This window comes from Halopseudomonas sp. 4NH20-0008, assembly GCF_057548395.1.
In genome coordinates, this window is record NZ_BAAJMD010000045.1 from 1 (window position 1) to 613 (window position 613).

The 613-nt window shown below is 50.2% G+C and carries 1 protein-coding gene; it reads right to left on the reverse strand.

The window, feature by feature from the left end:
* On the reverse strand, positions 1–613 hold a 613-nt coding region (locus AC27HQ_RS16950), incomplete at both ends, for a DUF1302 family protein (RefSeq protein ID WP_487157373.1).

Here is a 613-nt window from a genome sequence, read left to right on the forward strand (position 1 = left end):
GCCACCAATATGGTTTACACCCACTTCGCCAACAAGCGACAGTCGGCTGGCACCCATAACCCGCTCGATAAAGTGAATAGCGGTGACTTGAGCCTGATAAAACTCTTTGCGCTGGTAACCAGGCAAATAGTCACCCACTTGAACCTGACCTTCAAGACCGCGATGAGTGTTATCAGAGCCAGGAACTAATGGAACAACACCAGGCACAGTGGTTGCTGCCAACAAAGCTGCACGACTTTGATCGCCTGTACTAATTTGCATTGGCATGTTGGGGCGATAGCTGAACTCACCACCAACTGAAGTACCGCCGATATTGGTCTGGAAACTTACACCGTAAAGGCGGATATCTTCAGGGTATTCAAAGAAATAGCCGGCTGGGCCTACGTCACCATTCTTGTCACTGGTAATTTGTCCACCCGGACGCAAAGGACCAACAATTGGGCCGAGCGCACCAGGGTTACTTGCCAGGACGCTAGTAAGACCCAAGTAGCTACCTGCAATGTTGGAGTAGAACGGAGTACGGCTGTGATAGTTCATGAAGTAAAAGCCGAACTCGGTATCGTTCAGTTCCTGTGCAAAATAGCGGAAGGCAACACCGAACTGGCCATCATCA